Annotated in this window: 10 protein-coding genes, 1 tRNA gene and 1 pseudogene; 6 read left to right on the plus strand and 6 right to left on the minus strand. The window is 43.2% G+C overall.

The genetic code is table 11. From position 1 onward, the window contains the following. Positions 1–4: 4 nt before the first annotated feature. From FEM33_RS04740 to tgt, 4 genes are all read right to left on the minus strand, one after another. Positions 5–2,338, minus strand: coding sequence for a GumC family protein (locus FEM33_RS04740; protein ID WP_139010955.1), 2,334 nt, complete (start codon positions 2,336–2,338; stop codon positions 5–7). 138 nt (positions 2,339–2,476) lie between these two features. Further along, entirely contained in the window at positions 2,477–3,580 is a 1,104-nt protein-coding gene (glf, locus tag FEM33_RS04745) for a UDP-galactopyranose mutase (RefSeq protein WP_139010956.1), read from the minus strand. 132 nt (positions 3,581–3,712) lie between these two features. Continuing rightward, a complete protein-coding gene (locus FEM33_RS04750) occupies positions 3,713–5,164 on the minus strand; it encodes an OmpA family protein (RefSeq protein ID WP_139010957.1) in 1,452 nt (483 codons plus the stop codon). A gap of 223 nt (positions 5,165–5,387) precedes the next feature. Continuing rightward, positions 5,388–6,521: a tRNA guanosine(34) transglycosylase Tgt gene (tgt, locus tag FEM33_RS04755; protein ID WP_139010958.1), complete on the minus strand. Its 1,134-nt coding sequence runs from the start codon at positions 6,519–6,521 to the stop codon at positions 5,388–5,390. 111 nt (positions 6,522–6,632) lie between these two features. On the opposite strand from tgt, the gene FEM33_RS04760 reads away from it, so the two are divergent. From FEM33_RS04760 to FEM33_RS04775, 4 genes are all read left to right on the plus strand, one after another. Then, a complete protein-coding gene (locus FEM33_RS04760) occupies positions 6,633–7,763 on the plus strand; it encodes a glycosyltransferase (protein WP_139010959.1) in 1,131 nt (376 codons plus the stop codon). After that, positions 7,754–8,374 (plus strand): 16S rRNA (guanine(527)-N(7))-methyltransferase RsmG, encoded by a 621-nt coding sequence (gene rsmG / locus FEM33_RS04765; RefSeq protein WP_139010960.1) that lies wholly within the window; start codon positions 7,754–7,756, stop codon positions 8,372–8,374. The genes FEM33_RS04760 and rsmG overlap by 10 nt, the downstream gene beginning before the upstream one ends. Before the next feature lie 31 nt (positions 8,375–8,405). Beyond that, positions 8,406–8,687, plus strand: coding sequence for a hypothetical protein (locus FEM33_RS04770; protein WP_139010961.1), 282 nt, complete (start codon positions 8,406–8,408; stop codon positions 8,685–8,687). Positions 8,688–8,771: 84 nt separating this feature from the next. Beyond that, a tRNA-Asn gene (locus FEM33_RS04775) sits at positions 8,772–8,845 on the plus strand. Between the two features lie 550 nt (positions 8,846–9,395). On the opposite strand, the gene FEM33_RS04780 is transcribed toward FEM33_RS04775, so the two are convergent. Then, entirely contained in the window at positions 9,396–12,239 is a 2,844-nt protein-coding gene (locus FEM33_RS04780) for a PAS domain-containing sensor histidine kinase (protein ID WP_139010962.1), read from the minus strand. Positions 12,240–12,438: 199 nt separating this feature from the next. Next, positions 12,439–12,624, minus strand: a pseudogene (locus tag FEM33_RS04785) (integrase core domain-containing protein); the annotation flags it as partial. Between the two features lie 382 nt (positions 12,625–13,006). Here FEM33_RS04785 and FEM33_RS04790 point away from each other — a divergent pair. After that, a complete protein-coding gene (locus FEM33_RS04790) occupies positions 13,007–13,321 on the plus strand; it encodes a transposase (protein ID WP_229214092.1) in 315 nt (104 codons plus the stop codon). Positions 13,322–13,335: 14 nt separating this feature from the next. Continuing rightward, positions 13,336–13,905, plus strand: a complete 570-nt coding sequence (locus tag FEM33_RS04795) for an IS3 family transposase (protein WP_229214093.1) — start codon at positions 13,336–13,338, stop codon at positions 13,903–13,905. Positions 13,906–14,099: the final 194 nt, after the last annotated feature.

Raw genomic sequence — 14,099 nt, forward strand, 5'->3', positions numbered from 1 at the left:
AGTCTTATATTCGGTTCTTGCTGAAAAACCGGCTTTTTTGCTGCTTGTGATAGCCATATGTATTTTCGTAGCCCGGTGCTGCCTTGACATCATTTATAACCAGATAAAATCCGGGCAATAGTTTGCTTTCATTTATTTCCTTGATTGTATCCAGCTGATGTTTGAATGTAAATTGCTGACGAACAACGTAAAGCGATAAATCTGTAAATTCACTCAGCATCCGTGCATCGGCAACCAGGCCAACAGGAGGCGTATCAAAAATGATATAATCGTATTCATCTTTTAACTTGGAAATCATTGTTTTAACCTTCGGAACAGAAAGTATTTCGGAGGGGTTTGGAGGCTGTGCACCGGATGTAAGAACGTCAAACGGATTTTGTGTTCTGCTTTGTTGGATGACATCATCTAATTTTGCCTTTAACAGGATATAGTCCGTAAACCCGTTTGTTTCCAGATTCAGGTAACTGGCCAGTCTTGGCCTTCTCAAATCCAGTTCAAGCAGAATGACTTTTTTCCCTGTCATAGCCAGTGAATGGCAAAGGTTTATGGCTATAAATGATTTTCCTTCTCCGCCCATACTGGAAGTCAGGAGTATGGTTTTTATTTCATCCGCCGCAGATAAGAATTGAATGTTGGTACGCAGGACACGAAATTGTTCTGCAACCGGATTCAAGCTTTGCGTATCCACAATATTGGAGCCAATCTGATCAACATGACCAATTTCTGCCAGGACAGGTGCTTCCACATGGACAGCCAGTTCTGATTTGGATAAGATTTTGTCATTGAATATATCCTTCAGATGCAAAATGGCAATCGGAAAACCAAGTCCTATAAAGCCTGACATCAGTAACACAAGCTGTTTGTTAGGCTTAACGGGCTCAGAGCCTGATTTGGGCGCATCAATAATCTGCGCGTTGGCTAACGTAGATGATCTGGAAATAGCGGTTTCAATACGTTTCTTCAGCAAATAAATATACAGATCCTGCTTAATCTGCTGCTGTCTTGCATATTCCAGAAAAATGCGTTCTTGTGACGGAACCCGATCCAGGTGCTCCTGAAATTCAATGTTTAGATTGTTAATGGCTGACAGACTGAACTGTATATCCTGAAACTGCGCGTTAATGCTTGCAAGTAAATCTGTACGCAACAGATCAAGCTGCGCATTCATGGACTGAACGGAAGGATGTGTTTCTTCCATACTCATCAGTGCTCCGCGGCGGACAAGCTGCAGTTCATTGTATTTTTGAACCAGTATGGTAAAAGTCGGATCTTTCAATACAAGTGAAGATGGGACAATGCTTTCAGGACGTTCGCTCAAATAGGTTTGTAGTGCCCGTACAATCTTCATCTGAATGGACAAGCTGCTCCGCTCCGATGCATTTTTATCCGACTTAACAAGCAATTGTCTTACATCTCCGTCCTTGTCAGCCAGGCGGTTGGCTTTTCGAAAGTGTTCTATCTGCTTTTCAATGCTGGTCAGTTCTCCCGAAACTTCATCGAGATTTTGATTGATAAAGGCCAGTGTACTGTCCGCCATACGGTTTTTATCATGAATACTTGCCTTAAGATAATTGGAGATCAGCTTTTCAAGAATGGCTTCTCCTTTTTCAGGAATCGTTTCATTCAGTGAAAAATTAGCCATGCTCACCGTTTTATTGGTTGCAGCAACATCAAGTCTTGTACTGTACTTTTCAACAAGCTGATCTTTATGCGAAATTGCAATGGCATATTTATCCTCTGGAACGTAGGGCTGGTTTGTTCTGCTCAGAATGGCTTTACCTTGAGGAAGAAAAAGAGTATCTCCGAAATCCCCTTTGTAAAGGGCTAAATTGCCGGAAAGAACAAATTGATTTCGGTTTTTAGGGCTTAAAGTATACGTTACAGTGGATTTGTTACTGGCTGCGTTTTCAATATGATTCAGGAATACGAGCCGAAATGGTGATTTTTCATATAACTCCGTCGTTTTTATCCGCCCCGAGGCATAATACTGGGTATAAAGCTGTAAATCATTAATGACGCTTTCCATTAACGTCCTGCTTTTCAACACTTCTATTTCATTATCAACATTATTTTCAAAAGTGGACAGGCCCAGACTTTCCAGGGCTTCATTGCCAAACTGCGTTCTTTTGGATTCATCTCTGATCAGGATAGAAGCAGTAATCTGGAACTGAGGCGCTGCATATCTCAAATAAATGAATGCAGCACTTACAGAGAAAGTAACCGACGTCAGGACCCAAAAGCGGTGATGCCAGATTGTATGCAGAAAAATGATGCTTATAAAAGCGCCGGAAGCATCCGCCTTTGTAGTGGTAATTTCCTCCAAATATTTTCTCTGCATGCGACCGTAAAAATGAATGTACGGTTTAGACGGAGATTTGTAAATGAAGTAACACGGTATCTGAAAAAAATGGAAATAAAAAAATCCTTGTCCGTGATACAGCAGCCGGACAAGGATTATGGAAAAGTAAAAAGCGGATTAGCTAAAGTGCGTTTTCACCTTTTTTAAAGCGGAGCCAACTACCTGATGCATATCGTAATAGCGGTATTCTGCAAGCCGTCCACCAAAAATGACGTTCTCTTCCTGAGCAGCCAGTTCTTTGTACTGATTGAAGACAGCAGTATTTTTATCATCATTGACAGGATAATAAGGTTCAGCTCCTTTAACCCATTCCTGCGGGTACTCGTGCGTAATAACGGTTTTGGGCTGCGTCCCGAATTCGAAATGTTTGTGTTCAATAATGCGGGTAAACGGTGTTTCTCCGTCTGTGTAATTTACAACTGCATTTCCCTGATAGTTTTCCTGATCCAGTAACTGGTTGTCAAATCTCAGGCTTCGGTATTCAAGCTGGCCGAACTGAAAACCAAAATATTCATCAATCGGGCCCGTGTAAACAATTGTTTCAGCAATGTTTGTAAACTCTTCCCGGTTTTCAAAAAAGTCAACGCCGGTTCTTACTTCGATATTTTTCAGTAATCCTTCTGTTAACTTATTATATCCGCCGATAGGAATTCCCTGATAGCGGTCATTAAAATAATTATTGTCAAATGTAAAACGAACTGGCAATCGCTTGATAATAAAAGCAGGCAATTCCGTAGCTTTTCTTCCCCATTGCTTTTCCGTATAAGCTTTAATCAGCTTCTCGTAAATGTCGGTTCCTACAAGCGAAATAGCTTGTTCTTCGAGGTTTTTCGGGTCAGTAATACCTGCTTCCTCCACTTGCTGACGAATTTTTTCTTTTGCTTCTTCGGGTGTTCTAACCTTCCACAGTTGATAAAACGTATTCATGTTGAACGGAAGATTGTAAAGTTCACCATTGAAGTTGGCAACAGGGGAATTGGTGTATCTGTTAAATTCTACAAATGAATTTACATAGTCCCATATTTCTTTGTCATTCGTATGGAAAATATGCGCGCCATATTTATGAACATTAATTCCTTCCACATTTTCACAGAAAATGTTTCCGCCCGTATGTGTTCTCCGATCAATAACCAGGCATTTTTTACCTCTGTTATTTGCTTCATGTGCAAAAATGGACCCCCACAAACCCGCACCTACAATAAGGTAATCGTATTCTTTCATTAATTCTAGGTTTCAGTTATTAAATAATATAATAATATCAGTTGTTTTACCTCCAACTATTACGGATTTCCAGCTTCAGAAAAGAGAAAGGCTCCCGATTGGGAGCCTTTCTCTTCAAGAGTACTTTAAATACTATGGAAGTAATTTAAGTTCTACGCGACGGTTTTTCTGAAGACCTTCACGTCTTCCGCTGTCAGCGATTGGCTTAAATGATCCGAAGTAATCAACAATAACTTTGCTTGCATCTGTAAGACCAGCCTGATTAACAAGATAATCTTTAACGGCATCCACACGACGGCGGGACAGAGCAATATTGTAACGGTCAGATGCACGACGGTCAGTGTGGCCGGCAAGTTGCAGGCGGCATCCGTTTTTGTTCATCAGCGCAGCTACGTTTTTAAGCATTTCTTCGTATTCCGGCTTGATTGTATTTTTATCAGTATCGAACATCACGTTTGCAAAGATCTCGCTGCACGCAGCACCGGTTGCCAATGCATTTTTAACATAAGAGTCAAAATCAAGAACTCGTCCGCTACCGTCAACTACACTTCCTGCAGGTGAATTTGGTTCTTTATCGAAGAAGTCGGAAACACCGTCACCATCTGTATCAAGCAACAATCTTGGATCGATATCTGCCGGACGGTTTGCTTTTGCAACGGAATCCATTTCTTCAAGAGTAAGGATCTTTGGTGGTTTGATCAGCACCTTAGGATCTGTATAACGCAGATGGTAATATCCTTCTTCCGGTTTGTAATCCCATTTGCCATCTGTTTTGGCAACTTTCAGGGCTTTTTTACCAAGCTTGTAAGTCAGCTGGATAGATCCGTAGCCATAGCTGTCAAGTTCTGAATTTCCTTTGCGGGAAGTTTTCTGGTCTTCAATTATAAAGCTGTTTGCAATTCTGTCGTAGTCACCTCCGTAAGTTGCATCCAGATAATCGGAATTTGTATGATTCAGACGGAAATCAAGACCGATATCAAATCTTTTTGAAACTTCATAGTTGATATTCAAACCGGTAGGAATAATCCAGTCATTTCTTTTACCCGTTTCACGCAGTTTGATACCACCTGCAAGGTCGTAGGCAGTTGCATCGTAGAAAATCTGTCCGACTCCCACATACGCATCCACTTTCCAGCGCTTCATTTTGTTAGGTCCCATCAAAAGACCTTTAAGGTTTACCGTTCCGGCAAGGGAAACATCGAAATAATCGCCTTCAAAATAGCGATTGTAATTACGGCGTTTCATACCTCTTAAATTGCCGATTGAACCGTCAAGACGCGCTCCGAACAAGTATGAAAGTTGTTTGTTTATGGTAAGGCCTCCTTGAAAAGTACCGGATTCCTTATGGCTGTCAGAACTTGTTTTTGTTACTGGCCAAAAGTCATATTCTCTTAAATCTCCAAAGAACATGGACGGGCCAAAGTGTGCGGAAATTGACCATGTGTTCAATTTGTAGGGACCATCATAGGTTGCTTTTGGATTGTAATCCGGAGAATTCGGCTGCTCCAGCGGCTGTGCAAATGAAGGCAGTGCCATCATCGACCCCAAAGCAAACGAACAAATCAACTGGGATACTTTTTTCATACTATTCAAGTTAGCGTTATTAAGATTAACTAGGATTGATCTATAGTCAATTATGAGTAAAATTATATAATTATTTCATGGCCAAACATACATGAACCAAATACCTAGTGCGCACAAAAATAGGTTAACAATATCATTTTATCAACTTATGTTGACACAAATGAGAAATTTTCCTACTAATTAATTCAATTGCTGCCCGAAAGAAACTTGCTTTTGTGAACTTTCAAAGCCGTTGAATTAATTTTTTTTCCATTTCCTTTTTCCAGCTTAAGAAACTGCCTTCCACAATCTTTTCCCTTGCTGTATTAACAAGCCATAAATAGAATGTAAGGTTGTGAACACTGGCAATTTGCGCACCAAGCATCTCGTCGGATTTAACCAAATGCCTGAGATATGCTTTACTGTAAAATGTACTTGCATATCCGCCCAACCCTGCATCAATGGGCGACAAATCGTCCTTCCATTTTTCGTTACGGATGTTAATTACACCTTCGGTTGTAAAAATCATGCCATTACGCGCATTCCGCGTAGGCATCACGCAATCGAACATATCAACGCCCAGAGCAATGCCTTCCAGAATATTTGCCGGCGTTCCGACACCCATCAGATAGCGCGGCTTGTCCTTCGGAAGAATGTCACAAACTACTTCCGTAAGTTCGTACATGATCTCGGCAGGCTCGCCTACAGACAATCCGCCGATTGCATTTCCTTCCCGTTCGCAGGATGCAATCATTTCTGCAGATTGTTTTCTAAGATCTTTATAAACACTTCCTTGTACAATCGGGAAAAGTGTCTGGCTGTAGCCGTACAATGACTCGGTACTGTCAAATCTTGCACAGCATCGTTGAAGCCACCTGTGCGTCATTTCCATAGAACTCCGTGCATAAGAATAGTCGCAGGGATACGGTGTGCACTCGTCAAATGCCATCATAATGTCAGCACCGATGATGCGCTGGATGTCCATAACAGACTCAGGCGTGAAGTTGTGTACGCTCCCGTCAATGTGTGACTTAAATACCACACCTTCTTCGTTGATTTTCCTCCCCGTGCCGGCAAGCGAATAAACCTGATAACCGCCGCTGTCGGTCAGTATGGGCCGGTCCCAGCCGTTAAAAGCATGCAGGCCGCCTGCTTTCTGAAGGATGTCCAGCCCCGGCCGCAGATAAAGATGATAAGTATTGCCTAGTATAATCTGCGCTTTGATATCTTCTTTCAATTCCCGCTGATGGACCGCCTTTACGGTTCCGGCTGTTCCGACAGGCATAAATATGGGTGTCTGAATTGTCCCGTGATCCGTTTCTATAAGGCCGGCTCTTGCCTTGGACTGGGAATCTTCAACTTGTAATGTAAACTTCATTTAACGGTTTTGAATACTGAGGTGCAAAAATAGAATGAAGGTCTCTAACATTCCTGACAATGACAGTATATTTGCAGGGAATATGATAAAATTTTACAACTCTCTTCTATTGTGGCCTACTCTTTACTCTATGCGCTGGGGGCGTTTGTTTTTATCCAGTTATTCTATTATCTCTTTTTTTTTACAAGACTTGCGTTTTACAGTAAAGGAGCTAATTACGGAAATACCAGGCCCGGCGTAACCATTCTCGTTTGCGCCTTAAATGAGCTGGAAAATCTGAAACAGCTGATTCCGCTGCTTGACATCCAGGATTATCCCGAATTTGAAGTAATCATGCTGGATGACCGTTCGGATGACGGAAGCGAACAGTTTATCAGGGAAAATATCACGAAATGGAAACACATCCGCTACATCCGCATCAATGACGAGTTTACGCACATAACGCCGAAAAAATACGCACTCACCGTTGGAATGAAACAGGCAAAGTTTCCGCTAGTATTAATGACTGATGCGGATTGCCGGCCGGTTTCCACGCACTGGATCACTGCAATGACTTCCAGAGTAAGTGAAAGCAAAGACATTGTGCTTGGGTTTTCACCATATATAAAACAAAAGGGATTGCTGAACTGGTTTATACGGTGTGAAACGTTTTATGCTGCGGTTCAGTACCTGTCCTTTGCCCTTGCAGGCTTTACCTATATGGGAGTTGGCCGTAACATTTTGTATAAAAAGTCTGTATTCTTTGCAAACAAGGGATTTTACAGGCATAAGCATGTTTTCGGCGGCGATGACGATATATTCCTGAACGAAGTTTCTACGGATTCCAATACCGCCATATCCATAGAAGAGGATTCCTTTATTTATTCCGAGCCTAAAAGCACCTGGAAAACCTGGTACCGGCAAAAACAGCGTCATCTTGCTGTCAGTAAGTATTACAAAATGCGTAATAAGATATTGCTGGGTCTGCTTTCAGGCGCACATATAGCGGTATGGATTACGGGAATTGCTGTTTTGATAGCAGGTATACTGACTAGGAATCTGTTTTTAATAGAAATGCTTGTTGCAGCTTTCGGGGTCAAATGGCTGATCCAGTGGCTGATTTTAAATTTCATCAATAACAAACTTAACAAAACAGTAGAGAGTGCAAGTTTGCTGCTGATGGATTTTGCCTTGTTTATGTATTATCTCATTTTTGGATTTTTGACATTGATTAATAGAAAACCGCGTAAATCATGGAACTGATTAATAAATACTTTCCTGATCTTTCCAACGAGCAGCGTGACAAGTTCGGGGAAATGGAAGCTTTGTACCAGTTCTGGAATGCACGTGTGAATGTAATTTCCCGGCAGGATATTGAAACGCTTTATGAAAGGCACATACTTCATTCGCTCGGAATCGCAAAGGTTCTGGAATTTAAGTCCGGCACAAGCATTCTTGATGTAGGAACTGGCGGAGGCTTTCCCGGAATACCGCTGGCCATCCTTTTTCCAAAAGCGCAATTTCATCTTGTTGACAGCATTGGCAAAAAAATCAGGGTGGTGCAGGAAATTGTGCAGGCATTGGAACTGGACAATGTAAAAGCCGAACAAGTAAGAGCTGAAAAACTGGATGATTCCTACGAATTTGTTGTCAGCAGAGCCGTTACCCGCATGGCGCCGTTTGTAGGCTGGGTTAAAAAGAACATCAGCAGAAATTCTTTCCATCCGCTTAAGAATGGCATTTTATACCTGAAAGGAGGCGATCTTACAGAAGAGTTGTCGGAACTTAAAGAAAAGGCGCGGATTTATGAGCTTTCCAGTTTTTTTGATGAAGAATTTTTCGAGACCAAAAAAGTCGTGTATGTACCTTTATAATTTCAAATCATAACTAAAAACCTGAAAACATATGAACGAAAAATACAGTGCAAGCGGATTGATGAACCCGTTTTTTCCGGACGAAGTAACATTCGGGGAGAAAGGCGTGACATTTACAATCAAGAAACTTTTCAAGAGTTCGGACAACTTTGTTTTTTACAGTGATATTTCTGGCGTAGAAATAGAGAGCGGTATGTTCTTTTCAACGATAAGAGTCATTCCGAGGATGCGTCCGGAAATTATTATTAATAATTTTACAAAAGGAGATGCCAAGAGAGTCAAGGAGTTAATACTTCAGCAGGTTCAAGGCTGATAATTTTTTGAAATTATGCTTGCGCTGTATAATTGGATTCCTTAGATTTGCACCAGAATTCAGATCAACAGTCGAATTTCAAATTCCTGAATAGCTCAGCCGGTTAGAGCATCTGACTGTTAATCAGAGGGTCGTTGGTTCGAGCCCAACTTCGGGAGCCCTGAATTTCAAGCACTTAGCATTAGTTTGCTAGGTGCTTTTTTCTTTAGTTGCAATAGTTATGATCAGTGGATTTAGAGACAAAGTATTAAGAAAACTGAGGTACTTCTCTTATTTCAGTTGCAATACCTCGGTTTGTGGTGTCCTTAAAGGCATATTGCATATATTTTACAGAATATATCTGCAGTTCGTAAACAGCAAACAAGGTAATATGTTCGCGCCGTGAATGTCATGAGGCAATGCTTCCATTAAACTTAGTAATATAGCTAAAATCGTTTATTTGGAAAGTAAGCCTTGGCAATGCATAGATTTGTTAGCACAGCTTCATGTAACTATGTTTGAAGTTTCGGAATTTTAAGTCGAAGCCTCCATTGCAGGGTTAAGAGTTGAACGAAAAAAGGTCCGGGTAAATAACCTGATGCGGCTATGAGATTTGGACGATCGCTCTTAGTTTCCGTAGTGTCTCTTTTGCAACTTAAAATGAAAAGTGAGAATTCCATAAAGGAGTAATCGTTTTTAAAAGAATGTTGATTGGTTAATTAAAATTCCTTATCCCGGAAAATATACACAAAAGGTAGTCCCTGCCCCCGGTATACTACTGGCAGTAATGCCACCCCCATGATTTTCTATCACCTGCTGGACAATGGCCAGTCCTACACCTGTGCCTGGATACTCCCTTTTGCCATGCAGTCGCTGGAACACCTGAAAGATGCGGTCCAGATACTTGACATCAAAGCCAATGCCTTTGTCACTCACGCTAATCTGATGATAGAAAGAAGCCGATCTATTCGGGCGAACTTCGGCTGGCAGTTCATCCAATAACCGCTTAAAGTATTGGATATGGATCTGAGGGACTTGATCAGAAGGTGTAAACTTGAGACCGTTGGAAACCAGATTCTGGAATAACTGGGTTAACTGCGATGCATCGCCGTGAATAATTGGCAAGTCATCGACCACAATCTGTGCCCCACGTTCTTTAATGGATACGGATAAACTTTCCAGTGTATTACCCATCACCATATTCAAGGAGACAAGGCCAAAATCCTGCTGATGGCTTCCGATCTGCGAATAAGAAAGCAGGTCTTGGATAAGGGTGGACATCTGGGCTCCCGACTTATTGATGCGATTAAGCAAATCTTTTCCGCCATCGCCAAGCTTATCACCTAGCCGAACACCTAGGAGCGTGCTAAGGGACTGAATCTTACGCAGTGGCTCCTGCAAGTCATGGCTTGCTATATAGGCAAACTGTTGCAGGTTGTTGTTGGAGCGTGTCAAATCTTTTACAAACAACTGAAGTTGCTCGTTTGCCACACTGACTTTGGTATTAGCTTGTTCTAATTGCACATTGGCTTGGGCAAGAACCTGGTTGGCAATTTGTAGCTCCTTAGTGCGCTGTTCCACTTGCTCTTCTAAGAATTGTTTCTGGGCAAGCTGAGCGGTAATATCCTGAGCAATACCTTCCACGCGGGCAGGTTTGCCCTGGGCGTCCAGGTAAAGCTGACCGATGGCGTGGATCATAATGGTTTGGCCTGTCTTGGCATTAACTACCGAGTGGGTGATTTCATAGCGACCGTCGGAACCAAGTTGCATGGTTTGGTGCAGACTGTCGCGCACATGGTCCCTGTCCTGCTCGCCAACGCTTCGAATAAATGCTTCTGTATCCGCTTCCAGTACGTCGAAGCCGAACCAACTGGCAACTAAGGGTGACACGGTGAGCAGCCCATTGACCATGTTAACGCTAAAGCTGCCGAGATGGGCAAGCTCATTGGCATTGCGCAAGGTCATGGCGGCTTCTTCCATGCGCTTACGGGCAAGGACTTGTTCAGTGATGTCCGTTGCCATGGCCAGCACGCCGGTTATCTGGCCATCGGATTCACACCAAGGCTGATAAATGAAGTTAAAGTAGCGATCCTCTCGCTCCCCGGTACCACGGATAAAGTAAGTTGGTATTTCATCCAACCGATGGGTCACACCTTTGTCAAATACTTCGGATAGCCAGCCCAGTATAAGCTGGTCTTTCATTTCCGGCAGAATATCCAGCAAAGGTTTTCCAAAGGCGTCCGGGCCAGCATTCCAAACATTCAGCAGGGGTTGGTTAGCTAATTCGAGCACCATTTCTTTTCCTCTTAGCAAGCAAATTGGCATCAAAGCCTGCTCGACGATTTGCCGAAAGCGGGCTTCGCTGGCTTGCAGTTTCTGCTGGCCGACTACTTGATGCGTTACGTCAACAGCCATTTGTAAAATGGCATAGACCTGCCCCTGGTCATCGAGAATCGGCTTGTAGGTAAAGTCAAAGTAATAAGTCCCCAGTACTCCGTCGTAGACCAAATCAGCCCTGGCACCTTTGGCCGAATAGGTCTGACCTGTCACGTAAACTTGGTCAAGAATATCTAAAAAAGGCTGATTGGCAATTTCGGGCAGTATTTCGGCCAGCGTCCTGCCAACTTGGTGGGGGCCTTTGCCCCAAATTGCAAGCATGGGCTCATTTGCTACTACTACCCGCAGCTCCCGGCCCATAAAAAGGCTGGTCGCAACGGGGGCTTCTTCAATCAGCGTCTGAAAACGCGCCTCACTATTCCTTAATGCCTGTTCAGCCCGCTTTCTATCATTAATATCCAGGCTCATGCCTACCCATTTGGTGATTTCACCGGTTTGTGCATTACGATAAGGCTCACCGATATTTAAAAACCAGCGGTACTCCCCGGATGCCGACCGGTTACGCTGTTCGATGGCAAAGCCTGTACCTTGTTGAATGGCTTGCTGGAAGATGGCCATTAGTCGGGGGGCATCATCAGGGTGCAGGCTGTCATTTGCTACCTCGCCGGCCGTGTCCGGGTGGACAACGTTGCCGCTATAATCTGACCACCACTTATTTAGGAATTCGACATTCCCCGACGAGTCAGTGATCCAAATGGCTTGCGGCAGGGCATCGGCCAACATTCGGAACCGCTGCTCGCTCTCTTGAAGTGCGCGCTGCGCCTCCACTTCACGCGTTACCTCCTGGGCCACGCCAGCAAAGCGGTAAAGCTGTCCGCCGGTTTGGAAATAGCATTTGCCAATGAAGCGCACCCAGCGGAGCAAGCCGTCATCGGCCCCTATGGTTCGGTAAGTAACATCGTAGAGCCCGTCGGATTCAGGATTGAAAGCCCACTGAACAGCGCTGTCTACCCGGTCAACATCGTCAGGATGTATAAAAGTGATGGCCTGCTCATAGGTAAGCTCGTGACCTTCGGCAAGGCCGAATAGGCGCTGACAACGCTCGTCCCATTTGACTAACCAAGTTACCGGGTCAAGTTCCCAAACCCCCAAGCCGGCAGCCTCCAATGCAAAATTAACGTCAAATTGCCGGTTGAGTAAATCCTTATCTTTTATAGGCTGCTGATCGTCAGGCATAGGTCTTTTTGAAGTAAAACTATCAAGAAACTAGTTATGTTTACTGGCAGATCCTTATTTCTTTTATTTGATCCGGTGATCTAGTTTATTTTCTTTTAGCATCTTCTTTTAGTCTCAGAAAACCCTGCTTTTTATGTGAAGGTACTTCCTTTGCAATTTTGGCCACATACATATTGAGAGTCTCCCAAATTTTGGACAATCAAAGCTGGAAAATCGGGCTTTTATTCTCTTCTCTTTTCACCCGCAATCCGACCTCATCCGGGGTTAAGTTTCCAAGTGAACTGTGCGGTCTGAAGCTATTATATTCTTGTCGCCAACTCTCAATTTTTTCCTGTGCATCTTCCAAAGACAAGAACCAATGCGCATTCAAGCACTCATCCGCGAATTCTAAGCTAAAAACAAGGAAATTCATATAAATTTATCAAGATGCTACTTGCAAGTATTTTTCTTGTTGTTTGATGTAAGGAGTGCCTCTTTGAACAACTGCGAACACTCGGCTTAATATTTTGTTACGGACACCATTAAGTGCAATTAACTTGGGCTTTCCTTCGGCTATTTTCCGATTGTAATATGCTGAGAACTCATTAGGGGATTGAATAGCAGCGTTTGCTCCGTTGCTTAGAAGAGCCTTCAGTTTCATATTCCCAATCTTACTTAATTTATTACGGCCATGATGACGTTGCTACATTTGTTTGGAGGCAGAAATAGTCAAATTTATAATTCAACTAAATTTGACTATGAGAAAACGACCGCGCGGCGGACCGTGAGTGTTTGACGAATCTTTTAAAAAGATGGCAGTGGAACTGTCAGAAGCTAAGGGCTCGGTGAGTGCGGCAGCGGCTGAGCTCGGGCTTGATGCAGGTCGAATCAGTAAATGGCGCGCAAGTTTTAACAAACCTGATTTTCGAGAAAAAGTTGAAGGCTTGACAGAGGAGCAAAAACGGATCCGACAGTTAGAAAGAGAGTTGCGGGAGGTAAAACTTGATCGGACGGCCGAAGCCGCACGAGATCCTAAAAAAGGCAGTACGCATGCGATGCCCGGCATCTTTTCCAGGGGCGAACGGAACGGTTCCGATTTATAGAAGCTAATCAAGGAATCTATCCGGTGGCAAAGATGTGTAAAGTGCTCGGAGAGAGCGTTAGCAGCTATTATTATTGGTTAAAAGAGCCAGTAAGTAAACGTCAGCAGGAACACCAAGAATTATCTCTTCATGTCCGCGAAGTTTATGAAGAAAATAAAGGATGCTACGGTAGCCCACGCGTCACAGTGGAATTGCAAGCAAAAGGTTTCCAGGTATCGCGCCCACGGGTAGCCAGAGTAATGAGAAAAATTGGTCTGAAAGGTATTGTCCGGAAGAAATACCGGATACAAACTACTGATAGTAACCATATCTATCAAGTGTGTGAAAATCACATGAATAGAGATTTTACAGCAGAAAGACTTGGAGAAAAATGGGTATCAGATCTGACGTATATCAAGACAGGAGAAGGTTGGATTTATCTTACAGCAATACTTGATCTTGCAAACCGCAAGATAGTGGGTTGGGCGCTGAGTGAGACAATGAGAGCCGAAGATACCAGCGTAGCGGCTTTCAAAATGGCTTTAAAGTGCCATCCTATAAACAAACCATTACTATTTCATCGCTCCGGCGACCCGGTCAGATAGAGGAATTCAATACGCGTGCAGTGAGTTCCGTAAGCAGCTGGTTGGTTTACCTATCACCCAAAGTATGACGGGGCCGCCCTTTAGATTAGCAGAATAAAGGTTAACTTTCTATTGTCCAATTAAAGATCTGAAAGTATGGAGGTGAACAATGGGGCCGCCTATTAACTAGACTTATCGCCGGAATTAGTCCTTCA

It is taken from the genome of Dyadobacter flavalbus (assembly GCF_006149045.1).
GTDB lineage: Bacteria > Bacteroidota > Bacteroidia > Cytophagales > Spirosomataceae > Dyadobacter > Dyadobacter flavalbus.

What these genes read in the sequence shown, in the direction of transcription:
- FEM33_RS04740 (WP_139010955.1), bottom strand. Translation starts at nt 2,338, where the DNA reads ATGCAGAGAAAATATTTGGAGGAAATTACCACTACAAAGGCGGATGCT.
- glf (WP_139010956.1), bottom strand. Translation starts at nt 3,580, where the DNA reads ATGAAAGAATACGATTACCTTATTGTAGGTGCGGGTTTGTGGGGGTCC.
- FEM33_RS04750 (WP_139010957.1), bottom strand. Translation starts at nt 5,164, where the DNA reads ATGAAAAAAGTATCCCAGTTGATTTGTTCGTTTGCTTTGGGGTCGATG.
- tgt (WP_139010958.1), bottom strand. Translation starts at nt 6,521, where the DNA reads ATGAAGTTTACATTACAAGTTGAAGATTCCCAGTCCAAGGCAAGAGCC.
- rsmG (WP_139010960.1), top strand. Translation starts at nt 7,754, where the DNA reads ATGGAACTGATTAATAAATACTTTCCTGATCTTTCCAACGAGCAGCGT.
- FEM33_RS04770 (WP_139010961.1), top strand. Translation starts at nt 8,406, where the DNA reads ATGAACGAAAAATACAGTGCAAGCGGATTGATGAACCCGTTTTTTCCG.
- FEM33_RS04780 (WP_139010962.1), bottom strand. Translation starts at nt 12,239, where the DNA reads ATGCCTGACGATCAGCAGCCTATAAAAGATAAGGATTTACTCAACCGG.